The sequence below is a fragment of the Exiguobacterium sp. s56 genome (assembly GCF_018618255.1).
Taxonomy (GTDB): Bacteria; Bacillota; Bacilli; order Exiguobacteriales; family Exiguobacteriaceae; genus Exiguobacterium; species Exiguobacterium chiriqhucha.
Map to the genome: position 1 here is coordinate 491,303 of NZ_JACSLR010000001.1, position 18,484 is coordinate 509,786.

The window sequence follows — 18,484 nt, forward strand, 5'->3', positions numbered from 1 at the left end:
GGGACGTCGACTCAGTCGATGTCCCTTTTGTCATATTGACGGAAAGTGAAGCTATAGGCATGCCGCTCGTCGACCGGATGGAACTGTTCGTCCGTCACGGTGAGCCCGTCCGGCAGCGGTGGATAATACGTGTCCGCCTCGAACGTGCCGTCGACCTCAGTAACATAGAACCGGTCCGTCATCGAGAGTGTTTGCTCATAAAGCGTCGCGCCGCCGATGATGTAAAGGTCTGTCGTCTCGGTGTTGAGCGACTCGAGGTCGTGCCAGACATCGACACCTTCAGCTGAAAACGATCGGTCTGACGTGACGACGATATTGCGGCGGTTCGGTAACGGACGACCGATCGATTCGAACGTTTTACGACCCATGACGACCGTTTGGCCCGTCGTGATAGCTTTGAACTGCTTCAAGTCATCGGGCAGGCGCCACAACAAGGCGTTATCTTTCCCGATTTCTCGATTGCTTCCGATGGCGACGACGTGGACGATCATACGCTGACCGCTCCTTTGATATGAGGATGCGGGTCATAGCCGACGATTTCGAAGTCCTCGAAACGGAAGTCCTCGATCGACGTCACATCTCGCAAGATATTCAATGTCGGGAGCGGGCGTGGCTCACGTGTCAATTGAAGGTTCACTTGTTCGAGGTGGTTATGGTAAATGTGGGCGTCGCCGAGCGTATGGACAAAGTCGCCAACCTCAAGGCCGGTCACATGGGCGACCATGTGCGTGAGCAAGGCGTATGACGCGATGTTGAATGGTACGCCGAGGAACGTGTCAGCGCTACGTTGATAGAGCTGGCATGATAGTTTGCCGTCCGCGACGTAAAATTGGAACAACAGGTGGCACGGCGGGAGCGCCATGTCCTCGAGTTGCCCTGGATTCCATGCCGAAACGATGAGGCGACGCGAATCAGGGTTCGTCTTAATCTGCTCGATCACTTGCGCGAGTTGGTCGACACTCGTGCCGTCTGGTTTCGGGAACGAGCGCCACTGCGCCCCGTAGACAGGGCCGAGATTGCCGTCCTCGTCTGCCCACTCGTTCCAAATGCGGACACCGTTATCTTGAAGATACTTGACGTTCGTATCGCCGGTGATGAACCAGAGGAGTTCATGGATGATTGAGCGGGTATGTAGTTTTTTCGTCGTGACCAGGGGGAATCCGTCCTGAAGATTGAACCGCATCTGGTAACCGAACACGCTCGTCGTCCCGGTCCCGGTCCGGTCCTCTTTGACGACACCGTGCTCAAGAATATGGGTGCATAAATCATGATATTGCTTCATGTGGGAAGTCCCCTTTCTCGTTCAAATTTACAAAAAGTCGCATTCATTATAACACAATATATTGATAAAATGATGGTCGTTCAGCAGAGTTTTCTTCTAAATATCGATTTGAGAACACTGATGTTTCACAATTTGAAGATGTGACAATAGTAGAATAAAACGTGCAAAAATCCTTTGTCGTGACAGCTCATTGTTTTGTTCAGTCTTGTGAGGAGGAACATGATGAAAGCAGTGATTTGTACCGCATATGGACCACCGGACGTGTTACAGCTTCAAGAAGTCGACAAGCCTGTACCAAAATCGGACGAGTTATTGATTCAAGTCCATACGACAGCCGTCCATTCAGGTGACCGGCGGTTGCGGTCACTCGATGTACCGGCTCTAGGCAAGCTGCCGATGCGAATCGTCGTCGGTTTCAAGGCACCGCGCCAACCGATTCTCGGTGTCGTCTTGGCAGGCGAGGTCGTCGAGACGGGCAGCCGTGTCGAGCAGTTCAAGGTCGGCGACCGCGTCTATGCACTGACCGGGATGCGGTTCGGCGGCTATGCTGAATATGCGTGTGTCAAAGCGAGTAAATGTGTCGAACGCATGCCGAACAACGCTAGTTTTGTCGAAGCAGCCAGCTTGCCGTTCGGCGGGACGACGACTCTTCACTTTTTGCGTAAAGCGAACATCGAACAAGCGAAGACCGTATTAATTTACGGGGCGTCCGGGGCAGTCGGTTCGATGGCCGTTCAAATCGCGAAATATTACGGGGCTCACGTAACGGCAGTCTGTCGGGAGCGAAACTTCGAACTTGTCAGAAATCTCGGCACGGACGTGATGATTGACTACACCATAGACGGCTACGACGAGAAACTGACCACATACGACGCTGTGTTCGATGCGGCTGGTAAAATCGATAAGCGGATGGCCCGGAAACATGTCGCCGCACACGGGAAATTCAGTTCTGTCGCTGGGCAAGGACCTGCCAGTGAACGGAAAGAGGATTTGGCTTTCTTGAACGAGCTGTTTGAAGCCGGCCGGTTAAAGGCTGTCATCGATTCGGTTTATCCGCTCGAGGACATCGTCGCGGCGCACCGATACGTTGATGCCGGAGGAAAGGCTGGAAATGTGATCGTGACCGTGACACAAACAAATTGATTCAATCGAGAGCGAGATGCGCACTTGGTGGACAGTCCCTGTTTTCGCCACGTGGCTTATGGGGTATACTTGTGAAAGACAAATAAAGGGAGGGATTCGATGCAATTACAAGGTAAGAATGTCCTGCAAATCGTCAGCGACGACTTTGAAGATTTAGAATTATGGTATCCGGTCCATCGGTTGCGCGAGGAAGGCGCAAACGTCATCCTGGCCGGCGAGAAGGCGGATCACGCCTATATCGGCAAGTACGGCGTCCCGGCCAAATCGGACATCGCGTTCGATGACGTCGACATCTCATCGTACGACGCCATACTCGTCCCGGGTGGCTGGTCCCCAGACTTGTTGCGCCGATTTGATTCGGTGAAAGGGTTCGTCCGTTATATGCATGACGAGAAGCGGCCGATCGGTCAAATCTGTCACGCGGGCTGGGTGTTGATTTCAGCCAAAATTCTCGATGGTGTCAACGTCACGAGCACACCGGGCATTAAAGATGATATGGAAAACGCCGGTGCGATTTGGCATGATGAGCCGGTCGTCGTCGATGGCCATATCGTCTCGAGCCGCCGTCCACCTGACCTGCCTGACTATATGCGGGAATTCATCAAAGTCATGGCCAAACACTGAAAATAGAATAAAGGGGTTAACGACAGTTGAGACTTAAATCGAATCCAGTTCTCCGTAAATCGATGGAGACAACAGCTTATAGCACCACGCCGATGACGAAAGCCGGCACGTGGTCGAAAGTGTTCACACTACTCTTGCTCGTCACGGCAGCCGCCGGGACGACGTGGATGCTCGTACCGACAATCGGAGAAGCATTGCTGTTCCCGCTCATGATTGGTTCGCTCATTCTCGGCTTAATTTTGGCGCTCGTCATCACGTTCAAACCGAGAACAGCACCCGTTGTCGCACCATTGTATGGCATCGTTGAAGGTGTGTTCGTCGGATTGATTTCCTATTTCTTTGAAGCGATGCTCCCGGGCATCGTCGGCCGTGCCGTCTTGACGACGTTCATCGTCGCGTTCGCGATGTGGTTCGTCTACTCGACGGGTCTCGTCAAAGTGACGCAAAAGTTCCGTGCCGGAGTCACAGCCGCGATCTTTACGGTCATGTTGCTCTATCTCGTCCAAATCGGGATGAGTTTCTTCGGTTCAGGACTCCCGTTCATGACGGGCTCGTCACCGCTCGCCATCGGCGTGCAATTTGTGATCGTCATCATCGCCTCACTCGCGCTCGTCCTCGATTTCGACTATATTGCTCGTCAAGTCGAGAGCCGGGCTCCGAAAGAGCTCGAATGGGTCGCAGCGTTCGGTTTGATTGTGACGCTCATCTGGCTCTATATTGAAATTCTTGATTTACTGTATCGCCTCGCCATGCGCGACTGATCATCGGCCTTCGGGCCGGTGATTTTTTATGAAAGGATGTGAAGCCGACATCGAACCGATGAAGGCGCAGCTGTTATGAAAAAAGTGATTGTAATTGGATCAGGAATCGTCGGCATCTCGACCGCTTACCATTTAGCCGGGAAAGCCGACGTCACCGTCATCGACCGGAAAGAGAAAGGCCGTGCCACCGACGCCGCGGCAGGCATCGTCTGCCCATGGATTGCCCAGCGTCGCAATAAGGCATGGTACGCGCTCGCCAAAGGCGGCGCTCACTACTATGCGACGGTCGTCGAGGACTTGAAACAAGAAGGCGAGACGGAGACCGGCTACAAACGTGTCGGGACGCTCGCCTTGCATGAAGACAAGAAATTGAACGAGATGCAAGAACGGACGGCGCTACGCCGGGAAGAAGCACCAGAAATCGGGGAGTTGACCCGGATGACAGCGGAAGAAGCGAGAGCGCTATTTCCACCGCTCTCGGACGAATATGACGCCCTCCTTGTCGAAGGCGGGGCTCGTGTGGATGGAGAGAAATTGCGAGCGGCCCTCGAACGGGTCGCCGTGAAGCGTGGCGTGACCTTGGTCGACGGTTCGGCCGTCCTCGTCGAAACGGACGGCTATCATGTCGAGTGCGACGGTGTCCGCTTTGAGGCGGATGAGATTGTGCTCGCCTGTGGGGCGTGGTTGCCCGATTTGATGGAGCCGATCGGCTATACGGCCCGTGTCGCCGGGGAGAAAGCGCAAATCGTGCACGTGCAGCTGCCGGACACGGATGCGTCTGATTGGCCGGTCGTCATGCCACCACGGCGTCGTTATTTGCTCGGGTTTGAAGAAGGGCGAATCGTCATCGGTTCGACGCATGAGCGTGACAAGGCGTTCGACGCACGGCCGACGGCAATCGGAATTCATGAAGTGCTCTCGAAAGGGCTGGAATCGGCCCCTGGACTCGCTGAGGCCGAACTGATTGAGACGCGGGTCGGCTTTCGCCCGGTCACCCCGAACTCGATTCCGATTCTCGGACGCGTTCCGGGAGCGGAGCAGTTGCTCGTCGCGAACGGTCTCGGCTCGTCCGGTTTGACGGTCGGTCCGTTCATCGGGAAAGTGCTCGCCGACCTCGTTATGACCGGGGACTGCGAGCTTGACCTGTCACTCTATCCAATCGAGGAATCCGTGTTCCGAACGAACGATAAATAACAATGAAATATAAAAAGTCGCCTACCCCCTTACTATATACATAAGAAGGGGAAGGCGACTTTTTAGTTATGTTTCCGGATGATGCCGTGAAGGAAAAATCGGAAATAATCTTGCATCGATTCGGTCATCGGTGACGTCGACAGGCTCGGGTCGGACAAAATCGCCTGCTGCACGAGTTGGACGTACCGTATATACGAATCGGTCGACAGCTCCGGGTCGATGGCCCCGCTCGTCTTTCCATATTCAATCAATTGCCGGAATGCGGCGTAGCCCCGACCGGCCAACTGTTGCCACGATGCGTCCGCTTGAATCATCGTCGTAATCGTCTCGTCGAACAGCCCAGCCGTCTCGATTTTACGAGACAAAATCTCAATCAGCAATTGATCGATCGGGACATGGTCAGCGATTTGTGACTCGATCCATCCCATCTGTTCTTCCGTCATCTCGGTCAAGACGGCGATGATCACTTGTTCTTTCGATCCGAAATAATTATAAATCGATACCGGTGAGACCGAGGCGGCGCGGGCAAGCTCGCTCACCGTGAAACGGGACTGTTTCACGGCCATCAGTCGAATGGCCGCGTCTAAAATCGCGCGTCGCTTCGTCTCGGTCCGTTTTGTGAATCCATCCATGGGCATCCTCGCTTCTTTTGTAGTTTTGTAACCAATATACCATTTCCATTTCAAAAAATAACGTGATATACTAGTTTTGTAATCATATGAACTATATATTTCAAAACTAAGGAGTGAGGACAGTGATTCAATTGAAAGGATTGACGAAACGATTTGATTCATCCCACGGCATCTTCGACGTGTCGTTCACCGTCGAACCTGGTACCGTCTTCGGTTTCATCGGGCCGAACGGGGCAGGGAAATCAACGACGATTCGTCACTTGATGGGATTGCTCCACGCCGATTCCGGTAGTGCCACCGTTATGGGTCACGACTGTTGGAACGAGAGCGAGACGGTGAAGGCGCTCGTCGGTTATTTACCGGGCGAAATCAATTACCCTCAGGATATGACCGGTGAGGACGTCATCCGTCTTACCCGAAAGCTTCATGCGACAAGTGCTGAGCGCGAACGGACGTTGCGTGACGTGTTCGCTTTTGACACATCGCTCAAAGTGCGTAAGATGTCGAAAGGGATGAAACAAAAGCTCGCCATCGTCACGTGTTTCATGAAAGATGTGCCCGTGTATATTCTCGATGAACCGACGAGCGGACTCGATCCGCTCATGCAGGAACGGCTCGTCGATTGGGTGATCTCGGAGAAGGCGGCGGGCAAGGCAGTGTTGATGAGTTCGCACCACTTTCCCGAGATGGAGAAGACATGCGACCGGGCCGCGCTCATCCGCGACGGTCGGATGATTATCGAAGCGGAGATGACAGAGTTGAAACGGCATAGTCAGAAGACGTATCGAATCGAATTGAAGGACGAGGTGGCAGCTCAGCGCTTGAGCGAAGAAATTGGTGTGCGGGACGGAGTGGTCGTCACTGTCAACTTGTCGACGGTCGAGGAGTTGAACGACTTGATTCATCGGCTCACTCGTCATGAGGTCCAATCGTTGTCGAGCGGCACCGACGAGCTTGAGCATCTATTCATGCAATATTACGGGGAGGCGAACTAAATGGTTCTCATTTCGGCACTGTTCAAACAAAACCGGAGCTGGATTTTTGGCTACTCGCTCGGGACCAGCCTCTATCTCTTCTTTTTGGCGGCGGTGTTCCCGTCTATCCAAGAGACGGGGCTGATTGAAGGCAAATTGGATTCGTTGCCACCTGAGCTGCTCGATGTGTTCAAAATCGATCCGAATATGGCGATGGACAACGTCATGAATTTGTTGGCCGGCAATTACTATGGGCTCATCTTTTACGTGTTGGCGATCCTGTTCGCGCTCACATTCGCCTCACGGCTCATGGCCAAACCAGTCGACTCAGGCGAGGTCATGCTCTATTTGGCCGCACCGATCTCACGAGCCGGCTATGTGACGGCCAGTCTGGTCGTACTCTTGTTGGCGTCAACCCTGCTCGTCGGACTGAATGGGCTTAGTCTGATGCTCTCCAACGTGTTGTTCGATTTACAGATTGACCTCGGCTTATTGTGGACACTTCAGTTGAACGCGGGTCTGATGCTGCTCGTGCTCGGAACGCTCGCTTATGTGCTCGCGAGCCTGTTCGACGACAGTTCGCGGTCCTACATGGTCACGGGAGGGATATTCGCCCTCTTCTTAATGGCGAACGTGTTCTCAGGATTTAGTGACCAGCTCGACTGGTTGAATGCGCTGTCGATTTTCTCGTTGTTTGACGCCAACGCACAAATCCAAGGGGATTCCACGCTTCGTTCTTTCTTCTTGTTGGCGGGGATTCTCGTCGTCGCAATGCTCCTATCTTATGGACGCTTCACGCGAAAAGATTTGACGATTTAGTTTTTCGAAATAGAATGACGGGTATGATACAATCAGCTCGAACAGATTGGAAAGGGGAATGATTGTATGCAACTCGCAACGTTACGCAACGGTGTCAAAATTCCAATGATCGGCTTTGGGGTATGGCAAGTCGACAACGAGACGGAGGCGCCACAGGCCGTCGCCGAGGCACTCAAAGTCGGATATCGCCATATCGATACGGCAGCCGTCTATAAGAATGAAGAGGGTGTCGCCAAAGGGATTCAAGAATCAGGCGTCGCTCGTGAAGATATCTTTTTGACGTCGAAGATTTGGAACGAAGACATTCGCCAACGCCGGACGAAAGAGGCGTTTGACGAATCACTCGCTCGACTCGAGACTGACTATTTAGATCTTTGTCTGCTCCACTGGCCAGTCGACGGGTTCGTCGAGGCATGGAAAGATTTGATCGATCTCTATGAGGCCGGTAAAATCAAGGCGATCGGCGTGTCGAACTTCAAAGAGCATCATCTCGAGACGTTGAAACAGGAAGGTCTCATGACGCCGCTCATCAACCAAATCGAGCTCCATCCGCAACTCCCGCAACCTGATCTCGTCGAATATTGCCAAGACGAGGGCATCCAAGTCGAGGCATGGAGCCCGCTCATGCAAGGGAAGTTTCTCGATATCCCGGCCTTTGCCGAGATTGCTGAGAAACATGGGAAGACGCCGGCTCAAGTCGTGCTTCGCTGGCATTTAGACACGGGGAACGTCGCGCTTCCGAAATCGGTCACACCGCACCGGATTCAAGAGAACTTCGATGTGTTCGACTTCGCGCTCGATGCAGACGATTTGGCAAAAATCGATGCCGTGGCAACACATGACCGTCTCGGTCCAGACCCGGACGAGATTGATTTCTAAACAATTGATGCTTTTGTCCATGAACTCAGGTGGGCAATCTCGAATGTGGTGACACTGCCGCTTCTTCGAAACGACTCCGGTTAAGGCCGGGGTCGTTTTGTTATGTGTCTAACGATTTATTTAGGAACAAGTCGAGAAGTGTATGAGCGTTGGCACATGGGTATAGAAAACTATGCTAAAAAAGGAGGTGTCAGGTCTTCTTCGGAGGATCGTACTTATGGACTTATCAAAATGGCCTTTAATCAACTGGCTGGCATTTTTGGCGACGGTCGTCATCAACTACTTCGCGAGCGGTGAAAACGCTGCTGTGTCGGACCGCATCGACATTTATTTCAAACCGGCTGGCTATGCGTTCTCAATTTGGGGTGTGATTTATATCGCGCTCGCCGTCTGGCTCGTCTTGCAATTGAAGAAAGGGTCGGTCGCGAACCGGCAGGCGAATCGGATGAAAGCGGGCTTTCTTGTCTCGTGCATCTTGAACGGCCTTTGGTTGCTCACGTTCACGAACGAGTGGTTCATCGCCTCGCTCGTCGTCATGGTCGCTTTCTTGGCGACGCTCGCCTGGCTCTATTACATCGCCTTCCGGACGTCGACAAGTTGGCTCGATCGGTTCCCATTCTCGATTTATATCGGTTGGGTTTCCGTCGCAACAATCGTCAACGTATTCGTCGTCATGAATCGGGAGCGGGTCACGACCGTGCTCGGGCTCGACGAACTTGCTTGGACATCGCTCATGCTCATGGTCGGGGTCGTCCTGGCGCTCGTCTTCATGTGGTGGCATCGTGACTTCATCTATCCGCTCGTCTTCGTCTGGGCGTACATCGCCATCTTTGCACGAATCGAGGAAGCGACGCTTTACGTCGTCCTCGTCAGTGCCTTGATTTTGCTCACGCTCGGTTATGTCGGCTTAATCATTTGGAAGAAGCCCCGGGCATTTTTACACCATTCCCGCAAGACGGTCGAATAAGCGAATGTAAAGAGAAGTGATAGTCTATGAGGCTATCGCTTTTTTGTGCGAATATTTAAGTTCTTTCGAACCTATATACTAATATATTTGATGGATAATTATTCTTTATAGATTATAAGTGATTTTCATAAATAGCTTGATAAAGCTAATGAATCCGCTTTCAATTATGACTTAGACGATCTGTGTTATGCAGAATAGTATACAACCCACTTGATTTATCAGAATATTTAGAACAAAATAAAATTTACGAAACAAGTTCGAGAGAGAGGGGTTGATTCGATGAAACGAACAGGCTTGTACGATTCACGATTCGAAAAAGACGCATGTGGCATTGGGCTATATGTCAACCTAAATGGAGAGAAAAAACATGACATCGTCAGTAAATCGCTGTCGATGCTCTGTAAGCTAGAACACCGAGGCGGGCAAGGCGTCATCGATGCCGGTGACGGCGCGGGAATCATGACCGAGCTGCCGCACGAACTGTTCCTTGAGACGATGAATTTGCCGACACCAGGTCGCTATGCCGTCGGAATGGTCTTTTTCCAACCGGATGAGTCGAGACTGCAGGATAAGCAACGTCAGATGGAAGCGATTGCCGACGAATTTGATTTCGCGACCATCGCCTGGCGCGAAGTCCCGGTCAATCCAAATGCGATCGGTGAGCATGCCCGCGTGACACAGCCGACCATCTACCAATGGTTCGTCTCGTGCCCGTTCGCGGACTATGACTCAAACGAGCGGACACTCTATCAGCTCCGGCGGACGATTGAAAAGACCGAAGCGTTGAACCTGTACATGCCGAGCTTGTCGACGAAGACGATCGTCTACAAAGGGATGCTCACGCCGGAACAAATCGAGCGCTTTTATCTCGATTTACAGGCGCCGTCCTTCAAGAGCACGTTCGGCATCGTCCATTCCCGCTTCTCGACGAACACGTTCCCGTCATGGGAGCGGGCTCATCCGAACCGCATGATCGTCCATAACGGGGAAATCAATACGCTCCGCGGAAACATCGATGCGATGCGGGCTCGTGAAGGCGTGACCTCGACCGATTTGTTCGAGGATGTCAATCAGCTGTTCCCGGTCCTTCAAGAGACGGGAAGCGACTCGTCGATGCTCGACAACGCCTTCGAGTTCTTCACACGCACCGGACGTTCCATCGCCCATACGGCGATGATGCTCATCCCTGAGCCGTTCGCGGAAGTAAAAATAGACCCGTTCAAAAAAGACTTCTATCAATATCATTCGTCGATCATGGAGCCTTGGGATGGGCCGACCGGTGTCGTCTTCACGGACGGCCGTCAAATCGGGGCCATCTTGGATCGAAACGGACTACGACCGATGCGCTATATCGAGACACTGGATGGTGAGCTCATTTTGTCGTCAGAGAGCGGCGTCATCCCGGTACAAGCCGAGAACGTGAAGTCGAAGCAACGACTCCGTCCTGGGCAGCTGTTATTAATCGACTTGGAGTCGAAACGACTCATCCCGGACGCGGAAATCAAACAGACGATCGCACGGGCCGAGCCTTACGGTAAATGGTTGAAGCAGATGACCGAGCTCAGCGATGGACCGGTCGACGAGCCGTTCGTCGCCGACCTGCATCGGAAGCAACGTGCGTTCGGATACACGAAAGAGGACATTGAACAATATCTCGTCCCGCTCATCCTCGAGAAAAAGGATCCAATCGGGTCGATGGGACATGACCAACCGGTCGCGGTGTTGTCTGAGCGGCCACGCTCTTTGTTCCATTACTTCAAACAGCACTTCGCCCAAGTCACGAACCCGCCGATCGATGCATTGCGTGAGAAAATCGTCACGGCGACATTCACATGGCTCGGGCCACAAGCGAACCCGGTCCATACCGGCCGTGGTCATGCCCGTCGCGTCTGGCTCAAGCACCCGTTCCTCGATGCGGTCGCACTCGAAAAAGTGAACGAGACGTTGCGCGTCGAACGGGTCGATACGTCATATACACACGATTTGGAGGCTTCGTTAGAGGCGTTGTTCGGGCGAGTCGAGGCGCTCATCCGCGACGGTGCCGACGTCATCGTCTTGTCGGACCGAAACATGAATGAAGATATGCTCGCGATGCCAGCGCTCCTCGTATTGAGCGCCGTCCACCAGCACTTGATTCGCGTCGATCTACGGGCATCCTGCAGTCTCGTCTCTGAGAGCGGTGAAGTTCGCGAGGTCCATCAAGCGGCCGCCTTAATCGGTTACGGCGCCGACGCCGTCTATCCGTATCTCGCCTATGCGACAATCGCCGAGGCGGTCGAAGCCGGTCAACTTTCGTACTCGTTCGATGAGGCGGTCCGCCGCTATCAGACGGCCTCAGTCGACGGCATCGTGAAAATCATGTCGAAGATGGGCATCTCGACCGTACAAAGTTACCGCGGTGCCCAAATCTTCGAGGCGGTCGGCATCGACCGCGCCTTGATTGAACGCCATTTCCGTGGGACGACGTCACAGTTGTCCGGTGTCGGTTTCACCGAACTTGAAGACGAGTCGCGCCGGCAGCACGAATCCGCCTATAAGCGCGAGAGACCACTCGAGGCCGGGACCGACTTCCAGTGGCGCGCCGATGGGGAAGAGCACGCCTTCAATCCGAAGACGATTCACCTCTTACAACGAGCCTGCCGCGAGAACGAGCGCCGGTATTATGACGCCTACGTCAAGCTCCATGAGTCATCAGGTCAATTCTTGCGCCAATTGTTCGCATTTAAACAACAGGATGCAATTCCGCTCGACGAGGTCGAGTCGGTCGCATCGATCGTCAGTCGCTTCAAGACGGGAGCGATGTCGTTCGGATCTTTGTCAAAAGAGGCCCATGAAACACTCGCCATCGCCATGAACCGAATCGGCGGCAAGAGTAACTCAGGGGAAGGCGGGGAAGACCGGAAGCGGTTCACCCCTGACGAGGACGGCAGTGAACGCGTCAGTCGCATCAAGCAAGTCGCGAGTGGACGTTTCGGCGTGACGGCCGAATACTTGTATCACGCCGATGAGATTCAAATCAAGATGGCGCAAGGGGCGAAACCGGGTGAGGGCGGACAATTGCCCGGGAACAAAGTATATCCATGGGTCGCCGAAGTGCGCGGCTCCGTCCCAGGTGTCGGTCTCATCTCGCCGCCACCACACCACGACATCTATTCGATTGAAGATTTAGCGCAACTCATCTTCGACTTGAAGCATGTCAATCCGAACGCGAAAATCAGCGTCAAACTCGTCTCGAAGTCAGGCGTCGGGACAATTGCAGCCGGTGTCGCCAAGGCAAACGCCGATACGATCGTCATCAGCGGTTATGACGGTGGAACCGGGGCGTCGCCGCGGACGTCAATCAAGCATACGGGACTCCCGTGGGAGCTCGGTCTGCTCGAGACGCACCAGACGCTCGCGTTGAACGGGCTTCGGGGCCGCGTCACGCTCGAGACTGACGGCAAACTCATGACCGGACGCGATATAGTCCTCGCCGCCATTTTCGGTGCCGAGGAATACGCATTCGCGACGGCACCGCTCGTCGTGCTCGGTTGCATCATGATGCGGGCGTGTCACCTCGATACGTGTCCTGTCGGTGTCGCGACCCAAGATCCGGCGTTGCGTGCGAAGTTCATGGGGAAACCCGAACATGTCGTCAACTTGATGACGTTTCTCGCCGAGGAAGTAAGGGAGATTTTAGCCTCGCTCGGAGCGACCTCGCTTCGTGACGTCATCGGTCGGACCGATTTATTGGAGGAGAGTGCCTGGAAACAAGCTCATCCGAAAGCGAAAACGCTCGATTTGACGCCGATGTTGTCGATTCCGACGGCTTTGCCGGAGAAAGAGGAGTTGGCCCATCCGGCCTATCAGTCGTATGATCACCGCAAATTGATTCCAGCCGTCTCGCGTTCCATCAAATCGCTCCAACCGACGTTCTTCGTCGGACGTGTCCGCAATACGGACCGCGCCGTCGGAACGATGCTCGGTCATGAAGTGACGAAAGTGCATGGCAACGTCGGACTCGCCGAGGACACGATTTCACTCCGACTCAGCGGCTCGGCCGGACAAAGCCTTGGTGCCTTCTTGCCGAACGGGATCACCATCTCGGTTATCGGCGACGCCAACGACTATGTCGGGAAAGGCTTGAGCGGCGGAAAGCTCGCCGTCATCGCCGAGAAACATGCCCCGTTCGAAGAGAGTGAACAAGTCATCGCTGGGAACGTCTGTCTCTACGGGGCGACGTCCGGGATGGCGTTCTTCAACGGTCACGTCGGAGAACGGTTTGCCGTCCGTAACTCGGGTGCCGTCGCCGTGACCGAAGGGGTAGGCGACCATGGCTGTGAATATATGACCGGCGGCACGGTCGTCGTACTCGGGGATGTCGGACGTAACTTTGGGGCCGGGATGTCGGGCGGGGTCGCCTATCTGTACGGGGACCAAGCGTACGAACAGCTCGTCAACCAAGAGCTCGTCTCGGTCGACCGTGAATTGACCGACGAGGATGCCGAACAGATTTACGCACTGCTCGAGATGCACCAGTTCCATACGGACAGTGTCAAAGCGAGAGCCGTGCTCGAGGGGTTCGAGCAAGAACGCAAACGTTTCGTCAAAATCGTGCCGCGTGACTATGCGAACGTGCTTGACGTCATGCGTCACATCGAGGCGACGCGTCCGGAATTGAGTGACGCCGACCGTGCCCTCGAACTATTCCGTGTCGTGACTGAAGGAGGGGGAGTATGAGACATAAATTTATCGATATCCCACGACAGACATTGCCGGAGCGTTCTGTCGTCGAACGGGTTCATGATTATAAAGAATACGCTTCCCGCATGGAAGACGGACCAATCGTCAAACAAGCCGAGCGCTGCATGGATTGCGGCACCCCGTTCTGTCACGTCGGGGACATGATCGGACAAGAGACGATCGGTTGTCCGATCCATAACTTGATTCCGGAGTGGAACAAGCTTGTCTCGGATCAAGATTGGTATCGGGCCTACGAGCGATTGATGGAGACGAATAACTTCCCGGAGTTCACGGGTCGTGTCTGTCCGGCGCCGTGTGAAGGCTCGTGTACGCTCGGCATCAGTGAGGACCCGGTCGCCATCAAATCGATCGAACGGACGATTATCGACCGGGCGTTCGAGGAAGGCTGGGTCAAACCTCGTCACGTCGAGAAACGGACCGGACGCCGTGTCGCCATCATCGGTAGCGGGCCGGCCGGGCTCGCGGCGGCCGATCAGTTGAATCAGCTCGGTCATGCGGTCACGATTTATGAGAAAGCGGATGAGGCGGGCGGCCTGTTGTTCTATGGCATCCCGAACATGAAGCTCGAGAAAGATGTCGTCCGGCGTCGTGTACGTTTACTCGAGGCGGAGGGGATCCGCTTCAAGACGGGCGTCAACGTCGGGACCGATGTGACGATTGAGTCACTCCGTCACACTTACGATGCCGTCATTCTCGCGACGGGGGCTCAAAAGCAACGTACGCTCGGCATCGATGGGGATGATGCCACAGGCGTTGAGCCGGCGATGGATTATTTGACCGAGTCGACGCGTACGCTCGGCGGGAAATCGCTCGACGCCCGATACGACGCGAACGGGAAAGACGTCATCGTCATCGGTGGCGGTGACACGGGCGCGGACTGTGTGGCGACGGCGATCCGTCAAGGCGCCAAGTCGGTGACACAGTTTGGAAAGCACCCGGAGAAAGGCATGTTCCGGGCACCGGAACGGCCATGGCCGCTCCAGCCGGACACGTTGTCGACCGATTATGCCTATGCGGAAGCAATCGAACACTTCGACCGTGACCCGCGTACGTATTTGATTCGTTCGAACCGGGTCATCAAACAAGGGGATCAGGTCGTCGGGATTGAGACGGAACGGATGGAGAAAATCGTCAAACCGGACGGACAGGCGACATTCTTCGTCGTCGACGGTTCGGTCGAGACATATCCAGCCGATCTCGTGCTTGTCGCCATCGGATTCGAACGACCGGAACGTGAACTCCGGAAGGTCGGCATCGAGGCGAACCATGACTATACGTCGAACGTCGAGGGTGTGTTTGTCGCAGGGGATGCGAGACGGGGACAAAGTTTGATCGTTTGGGCGATCCGGGAAGGTCGCGAAGTCGCGGATACCGTCGACGGATACTTGAACACTTGTCAACAACAGCTAAAAACTTCATCATAAAAAGGAGCGACGCGATGTCGCTCCTTTTTTACATGGATATTTAGGAGGAGTTAGCAATGATTATCGAAATCCTCATGTATACCGGGATTTGGTTTTTACTCGTGCTCGTCTTGCTCGGCACGATTTACGCGCGGCGAAATCGGAAGTGATTACAATACCATGGCGGCAATCAAACCGAAGATGATGAGCGGGATATTGTAGTGGAGGAACGTCGGCCACACGGTCTCACGCAAGTGGTCGTGTTGACCGTCGGCGTTCAAGCCGCTCGTCGGGCCGAGTGTCGAGTCACTCGCTGGGCTACCGGCGTCACCGAGCGCACCGGCCGTCCCGATGATGGCGATTGTCGCCTCGACCGAGAAACCGTACTGGGTGCAAAGCGGGACGAAGATGGCCGCGATGATTGGAACCGTCGAGAAACTCGAACCGATGCCGAGCGTGATGACGAGTCCGACGAGGAGCATGACGAGGGCGGCTACAAATTGTGAGTCACCCATAATGCCGCTCGCACCACTGACGAGTGGTTCGATGGCACCGGTCGCGCGGATGACGGCGGCGAAACCGCTTGCTGCAATCATGACGAAACCGATAAAGGCCATCATGCGCATGCCGCTCGTGAAAATGTCATCGGCCTCTGACCAAGGGATGAGGCGAAGTAACGTCAACAAGATGAGTCCTGTGACGGCCGAGGCGATCATCGACTCGGTTTGAAGCTGTACGACGAGCACGACGAGGATGACAACGGCCGTGAGCCAAATCTTGAGCGGGCTCAACGTCCGGACCTCATAGTCGCTTGGTCCGAGTTGAATCGTCTCATACGAACGCGGCTTCCGATAGTGGAAGAAGGCGGTGATGAGACCGACGAGCATACCGAGGGCCGGGATGGCCATGATGCTGACGATGTTGACATCACCGACGGTCATGCCGTTCGTTTCCACGTTCGGCAGCAAAATCTCATTCAAGTAAATGCCGCCGAATCCGACCGGGAGTAACATGTACGGGGTGACGAGACCGAATGTGAGAATCGTCGCCACGAGACGGCGGTCGAGCTTCAACTCGTTAAACAGCACGAGGAGCGGCGGGATGACGATCGGGATGAACGCGATGTGAATCGGTAGCGCATTCTGCGAACTGATTGCTAGTAATAAGAGGAACGATAGCAACAATGCCTTGACCCGGGTCACACTTTTGCCTGTGACGTCGCGGCCTGACATGCTGATTAACTTTTCAGCCAGGACGTCTGGGAGCCCTGTTTTTGATAGACCGACGGCAAATGCGCCGAGCAACGCGTAACTGAGGGCGATCGTCGCACCTCCGCCGAGCCCGTCACTGAAGGCGGTCAACGTCTCATTAAACCCGAGACCTCCGACCAGACCACCGACGACCGCGGCAAGGATGAGCGATAAGACGATGTGAACTCGACTGATCGCAAGAGCGAATAATACGATAACAGCTAATAAGACAGCATTCATCATTTCCAACACCTTTCATTCAAAACTCTTTCTCTTGTTATCACTTTAATATGATAAAGACTTTTGAAATTTAACATACGTGTTTCGGGTTGTCAAATCGATTGTTCAAAAAAAGCGATAACTCCGAAAAGTTATCGCTCGTTCGTCATCCTTCAACGTTATGGTATACCTGGCGCACGTCTTCGAGGTCTTCGAGGACGTCGAGTAGTTTTTCGAACTGTTCTTTCGACTCGTTGTCGAGGGCAATCTCGTTTTGTGGCAGCATCGTCAACTCGGCGACCTCAAACGTCTCGATGCCTGCTGCTTTGAAGGCAGTCTGGACGGCATGGAACGCTTCTGGTTCCGCATAGACGATCACCGTCTCATCTTCTTCGATGACATCACGGACGCCGAGGTCGTGCTCCATCATGAGTTCGAGTACGTCGTCAGCAGACATGCCGTTGACACCGATGACAGCCGTCGCGTCGAACATGTAAGCGACTGACCCGCTGACACCCATGTTGCCGCCGTTTTTACCGAAAGCGGCGCGGACTTCAGACGCCGTCCGGTTGACGTTGTTCGTGAGCGTGTCGACGATGAGCATCGAGCCGTTCGGTCCGAATCCTTCATAGCGGAGCTCATCGAAGTTCTCTTCGTCGCCGCCCTTCGCTTTGTCGATGGCGCGGTCGATGATTGCGCGCGGGACGTTGTACGTCTTCGCTCGTTCGACGACGAACTTGAGTGCTTGGTTTGATTCTGGATCTGGTTCCCCTTGACGGGCGACTACGTAGATTTCACGGCCGAACTTCGCATAGATGCGACTCGTATTGGCGTCTTTTGACGCCTTTTTCTCTTTAATGTTGTTCCATTTACGACCCATTACATGTCATCTCTCTTTCCATTGTTCGATTGATTCATCCTCGATTATATAAGAAGACGTGGATGTTGACGAGCAAAAATCATCCCTCGCTTTTATCCATCTTCTCGACGATCTCCGTCAACGTCTTCAAACTGTCGATTAGGCGGTCCGTCTCTTCCTCGTTCAGAAACGCGAGACGGTCCTCGAACAGGCGACGGAACGAATCGCGACGCTCGCGGAGGACGAGTTCGCCCTTTTCGGTCAGTTGATTCCAGATGACACGACGATCGCGTTCGTCCGGGACGCGGGTGATGTAGCCCTCATCGACGAGCTTCGTGATGAGCGGCGTCACGTTCGGCGGGGCAATCGATAACGTCTCACTGATGTGTCCGTTCGTGACCGCGCCTTCATCTTCAATCAACATGAGGAGATGAAAGTGGGAAAAGTTTAAGTTTGGGATTTGCGGAAGGTCGGAACGACGTAATAACTTCCGGCGAATTAATGGGATCAGTTTTACGAACTGATCGGCTGCGTCTTGTCTCGGCATAATCATGTCACTTCCTAATTAGGTTCTTTCTTCATTATACACGACCGAGCGCAGGGTGGACGACCAATCCTCATCCCGTGACATTTTGCACAGCGCATTCGCCTCATCATGGACACAATAGATGAAAGCGTTTACATATCGCATATGCTTTATTTTCATGAAAACGCATTCGATTTTACTGAGCGTCA

16 protein-coding genes are annotated in these 18,484 nt (G+C 54.0%); 10 read left to right on the top strand and 6 right to left on the bottom strand.

What is annotated here, in order from left to right:
• Positions 1 to 11: 11 nt before the first annotated feature.
• Both KNP71_RS02560 and KNP71_RS02565 read right to left on the bottom strand, forming a co-directional pair.
• Complete coding sequence (locus tag KNP71_RS02560; protein ID WP_029595585.1) at positions 12 to 491, bottom strand: dihydrofolate reductase; 480 nt, start codon at positions 489 to 491, stop codon at positions 12 to 14.
• Positions 488 to 1,282, bottom strand: coding sequence for a thymidylate synthase (locus tag KNP71_RS02565; protein ID WP_029595584.1), 795 nt, complete (start codon positions 1,280 to 1,282; stop codon positions 488 to 490). Before KNP71_RS02565 ends, KNP71_RS02560 begins: the two co-directional genes overlap by 4 nt.
• A gap of 222 nt (positions 1,283 to 1,504) precedes the next feature.
• Between KNP71_RS02565 and KNP71_RS02570 the strand changes: the two genes are divergently transcribed.
• From KNP71_RS02570 to KNP71_RS02585, 4 genes are all read left to right on the top strand, one after another.
• Positions 1,505 to 2,425: an NAD(P)-dependent alcohol dehydrogenase gene (locus KNP71_RS02570; protein ID WP_214829931.1), complete on the top strand. Its 921-nt coding sequence runs from the start codon at positions 1,505 to 1,507 to the stop codon at positions 2,423 to 2,425.
• 99 nt (positions 2,426 to 2,524) lie between these two features.
• The gene (locus KNP71_RS02575; RefSeq protein WP_021067315.1) at positions 2,525 to 3,049 is read left to right on the top strand and encodes a type 1 glutamine amidotransferase domain-containing protein; all 525 of its coding nucleotides are present in this window, start codon (positions 2,525 to 2,527) and stop codon (positions 3,047 to 3,049) included.
• 26 nt (positions 3,050 to 3,075) lie between these two features.
• Entirely contained in the window at positions 3,076 to 3,810 is a 735-nt protein-coding gene (locus KNP71_RS02580; protein ID WP_031200225.1) for a Bax inhibitor-1/YccA family protein, read from the top strand.
• Between the two features lie 75 nt (positions 3,811 to 3,885).
• Positions 3,886 to 5,004: an NAD(P)/FAD-dependent oxidoreductase gene (locus KNP71_RS02585; RefSeq protein WP_214755900.1), complete on the top strand. Its 1,119-nt coding sequence runs from the start codon at positions 3,886 to 3,888 to the stop codon at positions 5,002 to 5,004.
• A 62-nt stretch (positions 5,005 to 5,066) separates the two neighbouring features.
• On the opposite strand, the gene KNP71_RS02590 is transcribed toward KNP71_RS02585, so the two are convergent.
• Positions 5,067 to 5,636, bottom strand: a complete 570-nt coding sequence (locus tag KNP71_RS02590) for a TetR/AcrR family transcriptional regulator (protein WP_214829934.1) — start codon at positions 5,634 to 5,636, stop codon at positions 5,067 to 5,069.
• A gap of 122 nt (positions 5,637 to 5,758) precedes the next feature.
• Here KNP71_RS02590 and KNP71_RS02595 point away from each other — a divergent pair, with 122 nt between their 5' ends.
• The 6 genes from KNP71_RS02595 (at position 5,759) to KNP71_RS02620 (ending at position 15,442) form a co-directional block, all read left to right on the top strand.
• Complete coding sequence (locus KNP71_RS02595; RefSeq protein ID WP_214829937.1) at positions 5,759 to 6,631, top strand: ABC transporter ATP-binding protein; 873 nt, start codon at positions 5,759 to 5,761, stop codon at positions 6,629 to 6,631.
• The gene (locus tag KNP71_RS02600; protein WP_214829939.1) at positions 6,632 to 7,429 is read left to right on the top strand and encodes an ABC transporter permease subunit; all 798 of its coding nucleotides are present in this window, start codon (positions 6,632 to 6,634) and stop codon (positions 7,427 to 7,429) included.
• 66 nt (positions 7,430 to 7,495) lie between these two features.
• Positions 7,496 to 8,308, top strand: a complete 813-nt coding sequence (locus tag KNP71_RS02605) for an aldo/keto reductase (RefSeq protein WP_058763538.1) — start codon at positions 7,496 to 7,498, stop codon at positions 8,306 to 8,308.
• Between the two features lie 217 nt (positions 8,309 to 8,525).
• Entirely contained in the window at positions 8,526 to 9,275 is a 750-nt protein-coding gene (locus KNP71_RS02610; protein WP_058763540.1) for a TspO/MBR family protein, read from the top strand.
• Between the two features lie 279 nt (positions 9,276 to 9,554).
• Positions 9,555 to 13,994: a glutamate synthase large subunit gene (gene gltB / locus KNP71_RS02615; protein WP_214828082.1), complete on the top strand. Its 4,440-nt coding sequence runs from the start codon at positions 9,555 to 9,557 to the stop codon at positions 13,992 to 13,994.
• Positions 13,991 to 15,442: a glutamate synthase subunit beta gene (locus tag KNP71_RS02620; protein ID WP_214713682.1), complete on the top strand. Its 1,452-nt coding sequence runs from the start codon at positions 13,991 to 13,993 to the stop codon at positions 15,440 to 15,442. The genes gltB and KNP71_RS02620 overlap by 4 nt, the downstream gene beginning before the upstream one ends.
• A gap of 149 nt (positions 15,443 to 15,591) precedes the next feature.
• Here KNP71_RS02620 and KNP71_RS02625 read toward each other — a convergent pair whose 3' ends face one another.
• The 3 genes from KNP71_RS02625 to KNP71_RS02635 form a co-directional block, all read right to left on the bottom strand.
• On the bottom strand, positions 15,592 to 16,911 hold the full coding sequence (locus KNP71_RS02625) for a Na+/H+ antiporter family protein (RefSeq protein ID WP_214828079.1): 1,320 nt from the start codon (positions 16,909 to 16,911) through the stop codon (positions 15,592 to 15,594).
• Positions 16,912 to 17,056: 145 nt separating this feature from the next.
• Positions 17,057 to 17,770 (bottom strand): YebC/PmpR family DNA-binding transcriptional regulator, encoded by a 714-nt coding sequence (locus KNP71_RS02630; RefSeq protein WP_214755907.1) that lies wholly within the window; start codon positions 17,768 to 17,770, stop codon positions 17,057 to 17,059.
• A 79-nt stretch (positions 17,771 to 17,849) separates the two neighbouring features.
• Entirely contained in the window at positions 17,850 to 18,296 is a 447-nt protein-coding gene (locus KNP71_RS02635; protein ID WP_021067328.1) for a MarR family winged helix-turn-helix transcriptional regulator, read from the bottom strand.
• Positions 18,297 to 18,484 lie beyond the last annotated feature (188 nt).

Bases quoted from the DNA above. Each gene is read 5' to 3' on its own strand.
- KNP71_RS02560 (WP_029595585.1), bottom strand. From the start codon at position 491: ATGATCGTCCACGTCGTCGCCATCGGAAGCAATCGAGAAATCGGGAAA.
- KNP71_RS02565 (WP_029595584.1), bottom strand. From the start codon at position 1,282: ATGAAGCAATATCATGATTTATGCACCCATATTCTTGAGCACGGTGTC.
- KNP71_RS02570 (WP_214829931.1), top strand. From the start codon at position 1,505: ATGAAAGCAGTGATTTGTACCGCATATGGACCACCGGACGTGTTACAG.
- KNP71_RS02575 (WP_021067315.1), top strand. From the start codon at position 2,525: ATGCAATTACAAGGTAAGAATGTCCTGCAAATCGTCAGCGACGACTTT.
- KNP71_RS02585 (WP_214755900.1), top strand. From the start codon at position 3,886: ATGAAAAAAGTGATTGTAATTGGATCAGGAATCGTCGGCATCTCGACC.
- KNP71_RS02590 (WP_214829934.1), bottom strand. From the start codon at position 5,636: ATGGATGGATTCACAAAACGGACCGAGACGAAGCGACGCGCGATTTTA.
- KNP71_RS02600 (WP_214829939.1), top strand. From the start codon at position 6,632: ATGGTTCTCATTTCGGCACTGTTCAAACAAAACCGGAGCTGGATTTTT.
- KNP71_RS02605 (WP_058763538.1), top strand. From the start codon at position 7,496: ATGCAACTCGCAACGTTACGCAACGGTGTCAAAATTCCAATGATCGGC.
- KNP71_RS02610 (WP_058763540.1), top strand. From the start codon at position 8,526: ATGGACTTATCAAAATGGCCTTTAATCAACTGGCTGGCATTTTTGGCG.
- gltB (WP_214828082.1), top strand. From the start codon at position 9,555: ATGAAACGAACAGGCTTGTACGATTCACGATTCGAAAAAGACGCATGT.
- KNP71_RS02620 (WP_214713682.1), top strand. From the start codon at position 13,991: ATGAGACATAAATTTATCGATATCCCACGACAGACATTGCCGGAGCGT.
- KNP71_RS02625 (WP_214828079.1), bottom strand. From the start codon at position 16,911: ATGAATGCTGTCTTATTAGCTGTTATCGTATTATTCGCTCTTGCGATC.
- KNP71_RS02630 (WP_214755907.1), bottom strand. From the start codon at position 17,770: ATGGGTCGTAAATGGAACAACATTAAAGAGAAAAAGGCGTCAAAAGAC.
- KNP71_RS02635 (WP_021067328.1), bottom strand. From the start codon at position 18,296: ATGCCGAGACAAGACGCAGCCGATCAGTTCGTAAAACTGATCCCATTA.